This window comes from Maribacter sp., from assembly GCF_016744255.1.
GTDB lineage: Bacteria > Bacteroidota > Bacteroidia > Flavobacteriales > Flavobacteriaceae > Maribacter_B.
The window spans coordinates 1-7,412 of the sequence record NZ_JADGES010000135.1; the positions used below are offsets into that span (position 1 = coordinate 1).

The 7,412-nt window shown below is 32.1% G+C and carries 11 protein-coding genes; 6 read left to right on the forward strand and 5 right to left on the reverse strand.

The features are described 5' to 3' along the window. From QZZ51_RS15505 to QZZ51_RS15520, 4 genes are all read left to right on the forward strand, one after another. The coding region (locus QZZ51_RS15505) for a dihydroorotase (protein ID WP_291871312.1) at positions 1 to 1,023 on the forward strand (1,023 nt) is incomplete at its 5' end. Between the two features lie 43 nt (positions 1,024 to 1,066). After that, positions 1,067 to 1,384 carry a DUF4870 domain-containing protein gene (locus QZZ51_RS15510; protein WP_291871314.1) on the forward strand — a complete coding sequence of 106 codons (318 nt, stop codon included), beginning with the start codon at positions 1,067 to 1,069 and terminating at the stop codon, positions 1,382 to 1,384. 92 nt (positions 1,385 to 1,476) lie between these two features. Then, on the forward strand, positions 1,477 to 1,791 hold the full coding sequence (locus QZZ51_RS15515) for a hypothetical protein (protein WP_291871316.1): 315 nt from the start codon (positions 1,477 to 1,479) through the stop codon (positions 1,789 to 1,791). A 1-nt stretch (position 1,792) separates the two neighbouring features. Next, positions 1,793 to 2,452 (forward strand): alpha/beta fold hydrolase, encoded by a 660-nt coding sequence (locus QZZ51_RS15520; RefSeq protein ID WP_291871318.1) that lies wholly within the window; start codon positions 1,793 to 1,795, stop codon positions 2,450 to 2,452. Here the strand turns inward: QZZ51_RS15520 and QZZ51_RS15525 are convergent. Next, on the reverse strand, positions 2,449 to 2,943 hold the full coding sequence (locus QZZ51_RS15525; protein ID WP_291871320.1) for a hydrolase: 495 nt from the start codon (positions 2,941 to 2,943) through the stop codon (positions 2,449 to 2,451). The genes QZZ51_RS15520 and QZZ51_RS15525 overlap by 4 nt on opposite strands. Positions 2,944 to 2,955: 12 nt before the next feature. After that, entirely contained in the window at positions 2,956 to 3,720 is a 765-nt protein-coding gene (locus tag QZZ51_RS15530) for an MBL fold metallo-hydrolase (RefSeq protein ID WP_291871322.1), read from the reverse strand. An 87-nt stretch (positions 3,721 to 3,807) separates the two neighbouring features. On the opposite strand from QZZ51_RS15530, the gene QZZ51_RS15535 reads away from it, so the two are divergent. Beyond that, positions 3,808 to 5,262 carry a TonB-dependent receptor gene (locus QZZ51_RS15535; RefSeq protein ID WP_291871324.1) on the forward strand — a complete coding sequence of 485 codons (1,455 nt, stop codon included), beginning with the start codon at positions 3,808 to 3,810 and terminating at the stop codon, positions 5,260 to 5,262. 62 nt (positions 5,263 to 5,324) lie between these two features. Here QZZ51_RS15535 and bcp read toward each other — a convergent pair whose 3' ends face one another. Continuing rightward, positions 5,325 to 5,780 carry a thioredoxin-dependent thiol peroxidase gene (gene bcp, locus QZZ51_RS15540; RefSeq protein ID WP_291871325.1) on the reverse strand — a complete coding sequence of 152 codons (456 nt, stop codon included), beginning with the start codon at positions 5,778 to 5,780 and terminating at the stop codon, positions 5,325 to 5,327. Positions 5,781 to 5,835: 55 nt separating this feature from the next. Here bcp and nth point away from each other — a divergent pair, with 55 nt between their 5' ends. Further along, the gene (gene nth / locus QZZ51_RS15545; protein WP_291871326.1) at positions 5,836 to 6,501 is read left to right on the forward strand and encodes an endonuclease III; all 666 of its coding nucleotides are present in this window, start codon (positions 5,836 to 5,838) and stop codon (positions 6,499 to 6,501) included. Between the two features lie 13 nt (positions 6,502 to 6,514). Here nth and QZZ51_RS15550 read toward each other — a convergent pair whose 3' ends face one another. Continuing rightward, positions 6,515 to 6,658, reverse strand: a complete 144-nt coding sequence (locus QZZ51_RS15550) for a hypothetical protein (protein ID WP_291871327.1) — start codon at positions 6,656 to 6,658, stop codon at positions 6,515 to 6,517. 69 nt (positions 6,659 to 6,727) lie between these two features. After that, the gene (locus QZZ51_RS15555) at positions 6,728 to 7,309 is read right to left on the reverse strand and encodes a sigma-70 family RNA polymerase sigma factor (protein ID WP_291871328.1); all 582 of its coding nucleotides are present in this window, start codon (positions 7,307 to 7,309) and stop codon (positions 6,728 to 6,730) included. Between the last annotated feature and the right edge of the window lie 103 nt (positions 7,310 to 7,412).

Genomic DNA, 7,412 nt, shown 5'->3' on the forward strand with positions numbered 1-7,412 from the left:
GCTAATGGTTTATTAACTGCCGCTAAAAGTGGGTTTACAGATATTGTTTTAAACCCAAGCTCTACCCCTGTTCCAGATAGTAGTTCTGATATTGTTTTTCTAAAGAATGCTGCTCAAAATAACAGTGTTAATTTACATCCTCTTGGATGTTTAACCAACCTAGCAAAAGGAGAAGCATTAGCCGAGCTGTTTGATATGCAAAACTCTGGAGCTGTAGGGTTTTACGATTCTAAAAAAGCAATAAAGAATCCTAATCTTTTAAAAATTGCTTTACAATATACAGACAGCTTTGATGGACTTGTATATTCTTTTCCCTTAGACACTAAGATTGCAGGAAAAGGACAAGTAAACGAAGGCCCTGTAAGTACTAGACTTGGATTAAAAGGAATACCTGCACTAGCAGAAGAATTACAAATAGTACGCGATTTATTTATATTGGAATACGCTGGTGGAAAATTACATATACCAACCATATCTACAGCCAACGCTGTAAAACTAATTGCTGAAGCTAAGAAAAAAGGTCTTAATGTTACTTGTAGCGTAGCCATACATAATCTTATTTTTAGTGATGATGTATTGCATGATTTTGATACTAATTACAAGGTATTACCGCCCTTAAGAACATCTAAGGACATAAAAGCATTAATTAAAGGTGTTATAGATGGTGTTATAGATTTTGTAACATCGGACCATACACCTATAAACATTGAAAACAAAAAAGTAGAGTTTGACAATGCCTCCTATGGTACCATTGGTTTAGAAAGCGCTTTTGGAATATTAAACTTAATCTTCAACACAGAAAAAACAATTGCTCTTTTAACCAAAGGAAGAGAAAGATATGGCTTAGAAACACCGGTATTAAAAGAAGGACAAAAAGCATGTCTTACGCTTTTTAACCCCGAAGAAACTTTTAAGCTAAAAATAGAAGGCAGTGTTTCTACAAGTAAGAACTCTGTTTATATAGAAAAAGAGCATAAAGGAAAAGTATATGGTATTATTGCTAATAATGATATTCAATTTTAATTATCTTTATCTTTTTTAACCAACTAATAAAACTAAAAATATTATGGATCAAAGTACAAAAGAACAAGGTAAAACAATGGCTATTGTTAGCTATATTACAGTTATCGGATTACTAATAGCTTATTTTTCTACCAGAGGTGATAAAGAAAATGAATTTGTAACTTTTCATATTGGACAATCTTTAAGAATTTTTATTCTGGGAGTCATAATTTCTGTATCCGTAGGAATTCTTGTATCTGTTACAGGTATAGCTTTATTAAGCTACCTATCTTATATACCCTTAGTTCTTATGGTATTAGGAGCTATGAATGCAAATAATCTTAAAGACGAAAAATTACCAGTTATTGGTAATATTGGTTAAAATTATTTTAACTGTTTAGAAAATAAAAAAAGAGGTGCTGATTGCTCCTCTTTTTTTGTATCAAAATTTATACCTTGCCAAAAATTACTAGAATGCCAGAAGGAAAAAACACCGCCATAACCGCATATTTTACAATTGTTGGAGCTTTAATTGCTCTAAGCATGAATATGGAGCCTAAACACGAATTTGCTAGATTCCATACCAGACAAGCTTTTGGGCTACATATAACATTTTTAGGTTTTGCTTTATTTTTAAGCCAATGGTTTAATGAATATGCTTGGTATGGCCTTTATGTATTTTATATTGTTCTATGGGGATATGGTTTTATAGGCGCTATTACAGACAAAAAACAATCGGTTCCTGTATTGGGGCCTTACTTTCAAAAATGGTTCACTTTTATTCAATAATATGACAACTGCTCCGCTTTCTTTAGAACATATAATAAAACCATCCTCATTAACGGGAGGAAAAATTCCTGTTCTTTTTATGTTCCACGGTTATGGTAGTAATGAAGAAGATTTATTTTCTTTTGCTCCTGAATTACCCGAACAACTTTGTATCATATCTGTTAGAGCTCCCTACCCTATGCCACCCCAAGGTAATGCTTGGTATGCTATTAATTTTGATGCAGAAAAAGGAAAATGGAGTGATGATGAACAAGCAAAGGAATCTAGAGAAAAAATAGTACATTTTATTGATGAAGCTTGTAAAACATACCATTTAGATACAGACAACATAACACTTTTAGGTTTTAGTCAAGGTACAATACTTAGCTACGCCGTTGCATTATCTTATCCTGAAAAGATAAAAAATGTAATTGCTTTAAGTGGTTATATTAATGAATCTATTCTAAAAGAAAATTATAATAAAAAGGATCATACCTCTTTAAATATTTATGCTTCTCATGGATCTGTAGATCAGGTTATTCCTTTGGAATGGGCTCAAAAAACCCCAGCTTTTCTAGATAAAATAGGCATTAACCATGCATACGAAGAGTTTCCTGTTGGTCATGGAGTTGCTCCACAAAACTTTTACTCTTTTAAAAAGTGGCTAACGGATAAAATTTAATTACTGCGGGTATATAAGAGATGATCTATTAGAGAAAAGTCTACCCCTAGATCGTCTTTGAGCTCATATTTTATTAAAACTTCTCCCCAGTATTTTCCATCCGAAAAGTCTGCAATAATCCATTTATGGTTTAAAATTTTAATTTTGTTTATTTTAAAATCACTTTCCATTCCCTCATAAGGAACTAATGGATTGTTTCCTTTAGACTCATTAGTTTCTAATAATTTGTCGGCAATATAGCTCGAAGGGTCTTTTACACCTAAATGATCATAATAAGCCAAAGCATCATCATTATTTTCTAAAGAAAAATACTGCATTTCTAATGCCTTAAGTGTGGTAGTTTGTACGGAATCCTTTAGTTGTTCTACAATACTTTCTTGTTTTTTAATTTTATCCTCATACGAATCTGCCATTTTATCGCCACTAACAAATAGATATAAAGCTATTAATGCAAAGAATATAGAAGAGTATAGGATGAGTTTATTTTTCATAAAACAAATTTATTAAATGCTTATTACAAGGTTATCGTACGCCAAATGTACATTTTTTGGTAATTTTTTTTCCACTTCTTCATAAAAACCTAACAAGTGGCTAATATGGGTAATATATGCCTTTTCGGGTTTTACCTTATCTATAAAGGCCAATGCTTCCTCTAAGTTAAAATGAGAATGATGTGCTTCTTCCCGTAAAGCATTAATTACTAAAACTTTACTTCCTTTAATTTTTTCTATTTCTTGCTCTGTTATCGATTTAACATCCGTTAAATAGGTGAAATCTCTAAATCTGTACCCAAAAACTTGCAATCTGTTATGATATGCTTCTACAGGAACAATACGTAAGTTACCTAGAGTAAAAGGAATGTTATTTACAACTTTATTTACAGTTACAGCAGGCGCTCCTGGATACTTGTTTTCATTAGCAAAAATATAATCGAACCTTTTTTCTAAGGCCTTAACAACCCTTTCATGGGCGTAAATAGGAATATCTCCTTGTCTAAAAAAAAATGGTCGTATATCATCTAATCCAGCTATATGATCCGAATGTTCATGCGTAAACAATACCGCATCTAATTTAGAAATAGGATTGGTAAGCATTTGTTGTCTAAAATCTGGCCCGCAATCTACCACAACATTATAGTCATCCCAGGAAACTAATACCGAAACTCGTAATCTTTTATCTTTTGGGTTGCTACTTAAGCATACCGGATGTGTACTCCCTATAACAGGAATTCCCTGTGATGTTCCCGTGCCCAAAAAAGTGATTTTCAATATATCTTGTATTTATTTCAAATTTATAACATATTTATTTAATAGATTACCCAATCTTTCTAACTTTGCCAAAACTAAAACAACAAAATGGCTTCAGTTCTTAAAAGGGATAATGCTTTTGAAAATATTCCTTCTACCAAAGCAAAAACTTTGCGTATAAACCTTAATCCAGACATTTACGGAACCTTTGCAGAGATTGGAGCTGGCCAAGAGACTGCCAGACATTTCTTTAGATCAGGTGGCGCCTCTGGTACCATTGCAAAAGCAATGAGTGCTTACGACAAGGATTTTAGTGATGCTATTTATGGTGTTGAACAAGACGGAAGATACGTTTCGCAACCACGGTTAAAAACTATGTTGAATAGTGAAATGCGTTTAATGGAAGAACGTATTAGTAGAGAAAATCATCCCGAGCGTTTGTTTTTCTCTTATGCGAATACCGTTGCTACTATAGATTTTTCTAAACGCTATAAAGGTCATGGTTGGGTTGGAATTCGTTTTCAACTAGATCCTGAACAAAAAGAATTCGATGAAATTATACTACATGTTCGTTTTAAACAAAATGAAGCCCGTTTACAACAAGAAACATTAGGAACTCTAGGAGTTAATTTAATTTATGGTGCTTTTTACAAATATGATAAGCCAAAAAAAATATTAAAATATTTATACGACCATATAGATAAGGACACCATAGAGATTGATATGATTAATTTCTCTGGTCCAAACTTTAAAAATGTAGATAACCGCTTAATGAGCTTGCAGCTTATTAAAAACGACATGACAGATGCTGTTATGTTCGGCCCTGATGGAAATAACTTATTGCCAGCCGCTATTCTATACAAAAAGAATATTCTTGCCCTTAGAGGTAGCTTTAGACCTGTAACCAAGGTTAACGAGGATATGTTTAAAAAATCGTATGACATTTTTATACGAGATAAAATGGTCAACGAAGAAAAGACCATCGTAATTTTTGAAATTACACTATCCAACTTAAAAGCTTCTGGAGAAATAGATGAGCAAGATTTTATGGATAGAGCGCAATTACTTTGTTCTTTAGGGCATACCGTAATGATATCTAAATTCCAAGAATATTACCGTCTGGTAGAATATTTTAATAATTATACTAAGGCAAGAATTGGCCTTACAATGGGGGTTAATAACCTAGTTGATATTTTTGATGAAAAATACTATAGACACCTAAGTGGTGGTATTTTAGAAGCCTTTGGTAAATTATTCTTTAAAGACTTACAAGTGTATTTGTACCCTATGAAAAACACAGAGACTGGACAGATTATGACCAGTAACAATGTTAAGGTACACCCAAGAATGAAAGAGCTATACAAGTTCTTTAAGTACAATGGGAAAGTAATGGATATTTTTGATTACGACCCAGAAATTATGGATATTTTCTCTAGAGACGTACTTAAAAAAATTATAAACAATGAAGAAGGTTGGGAAGAAATGCTACCTGCCGGTTTACCTGAAATTATAAAAGAAAAACAGCTTTTTCAACGTAAGGATAACCCAGAAGAAAAGGAATAAAAATAAGTTTCTCTTACGTACAATAAAAAAGCATCAGAAAATTCTGATGCTTTTTTATTATTTTACATATCTAAGAGCTGAGCAGCATGATCTTTAGTTTTCACTTTATCAATTACTAAAGTAACTTCTCCTTTTTCATCTATTTTAAAAGTCTTACGGTGAATACCATCATACACACGTCCCATAAATTTTTTAGGTCCCCAAACTCCAAAAGCATTAATTACCGTATGGTCTTCATCTGCTAGTAGCGGAAAAGGAAATTCATATTTATCTTTAAACTTGGCTTGTCTTTTTTCCGAATCCGCGCTTACTCCTAACAACTCATACCCCTGCCCTTGCAATTCGGCATAGTTATCTCTTAAATTACACGCCTCTGCAGTACATCCTGGTGTACTTGCCTTAGGGTAAAAAAAGACGATTAGTTTCTTCCCTATATAATCGGATAAATTAATCGTATTTCCATCTTGATCCTTAGAAGAAAAACTTGGAACTTTATCTCCTACTTTTAATGTTTTCATACACAATTTTAATTAGTTTTATATCCATAGATATTTGCATAAAAATAAACCAATTATGACAATAAAGGAAAAGGTTCCGTTTGTAATTAACACGCTAAAAGAATTATATCCCACTATTCCTATACCATTAGACCATAAAGACCCATATACGCTATTAATTGCCGTGCTTATGTCTGCACAAAGTACCGATGTAAGAGTTAATAAAATTACACCCTTACTTTTTGCAAAAGCCGACAATCCGTATGATATGATAAAATTATCGGTGGAAGAAATAAGAGAAATTATAAAACCTGTTGGCCTCTCCCCTATGAAAGCAAAAGGAATTTTTGGGCTTTCTAAAATGCTAGTAGAGAATCATAATGGTATTGTTCCTAAAGAACTAGAAATACTAGAAACATTCCCTGCTGTTGGTCATAAAACGGCTAGTGTAGTAGTGTCGCAAGCGTTCGGAATCCCTGCTTTTCCTGTAGATACACATATTCACAGACTTATGTATCGATGGGGATTAACTAACGGAAAAAATGTAGTGCAAACAGAAAAAGATGCTAGGCGCTTATTCCCTAAAGAAATTTGGAACGATTTACACCTGCAAATTATTTGGTATGGTCGAGAATATAGCCCAGCCAGAGGGTGGAATTTAGAAAAAGATATAATTACTAAAACTATTGGAAGAAAAACGGTTCTAAACGAATATATGAAAAATAAAAAAGCCCGTAAATAACGGGCTTTGTATTTTAGTTTAAGATGATATTAAACTTTAAATCATCATGTTTTACCGTATAAAGTGCTCTAGAATAACTTATTAGAAATTCTATAGTTTCTGTACTTGCCTTTACCGGACTGAATTTTTTTTGGTACTCAAAGTAAATTTTTTCCATATTTCTAATATTGTTATACAGGGATAACGCTACTAAATTAGAAATATTGTTTATTCACTTTGGCAAATGTTACGCCGTAAGTACTATATTATTTTTCTCTATTATTTTTCTAAGGTTAATTAATGCATAACGCATTCTTCCTAGAGCAGTGTTTATGCTCACTCCAGTGTTCTCTGAAATTTCTTTAAAGCTCATATCCTTATAGATACGCATTAATAAAACTTCTTTTTGATCGTCTGGTAATTCTTCTACTAATATTCTTAAATCGGAATTAATCTGATCTTTTATAAGTTGTTTTTCTGCATTTAACTTGTCGTCCCCAATAACAGAAAAGATATTAAAATCATCACTCCCCTCGAACATTGGCATTCTTTTGTTCTTTCTAAAGTGATCTATTATTAAGTTATGGGATATACGCATAACCCATGGTAAAAATTTACCCTCTTCACTATATGTACCTTTTTTTAATGTTTTAATTACTTTAATAAAGGTATCTTGAAATATATCTTCTGTAATATCTCTATCTAATACTTTAGAATAGATAAAACTAGTAATACGTTGATTGTGTCTATTGATTAATACTTCTAGTGCTTTTTCATCGCCACTAATATAATCTCTTACTAATTCTGAATCTTCAATTTGTACTGACATATGATTTTTTTGTTTTTAAGATCAGGGGGCTTTTCTTAGTTAATGGTTTGTATTTAATAGTTAATCTAAAATCAATGTGATTTCTTAATTATAGTCTAAAACT

Bases quoted from the DNA above. Each gene is read 5' to 3' on its own strand.
- QZZ51_RS15525 (WP_291871320.1), bottom strand. From the start codon at position 2,943: ATGAAAAATAAACTCATCCTATACTCTTCTATATTCTTTGCATTAATA.
- QZZ51_RS15515 (WP_291871316.1), top strand. From the start codon at position 1,477: ATGCCAGAAGGAAAAAACACCGCCATAACCGCATATTTTACAATTGTT.
- QZZ51_RS15520 (WP_291871318.1), top strand. From the start codon at position 1,793: ATGACAACTGCTCCGCTTTCTTTAGAACATATAATAAAACCATCCTCA.
- bcp (WP_291871325.1), bottom strand. From the start codon at position 5,780: ATGAAAACATTAAAAGTAGGAGATAAAGTTCCAAGTTTTTCTTCTAAG.
- nth (WP_291871326.1), top strand. From the start codon at position 5,836: ATGACAATAAAGGAAAAGGTTCCGTTTGTAATTAACACGCTAAAAGAA.
- QZZ51_RS15510 (WP_291871314.1), top strand. From the start codon at position 1,067: ATGGATCAAAGTACAAAAGAACAAGGTAAAACAATGGCTATTGTTAGC.
- QZZ51_RS15535 (WP_291871324.1), top strand. From the start codon at position 3,808: ATGGCTTCAGTTCTTAAAAGGGATAATGCTTTTGAAAATATTCCTTCT.
- QZZ51_RS15555 (WP_291871328.1), bottom strand. From the start codon at position 7,309: ATGTCAGTACAAATTGAAGATTCAGAATTAGTAAGAGATTATATTAGT.
- QZZ51_RS15550 (WP_291871327.1), bottom strand. From the start codon at position 6,658: ATGGAAAAAATTTACTTTGAGTACCAAAAAAAATTCAGTCCGGTAAAG.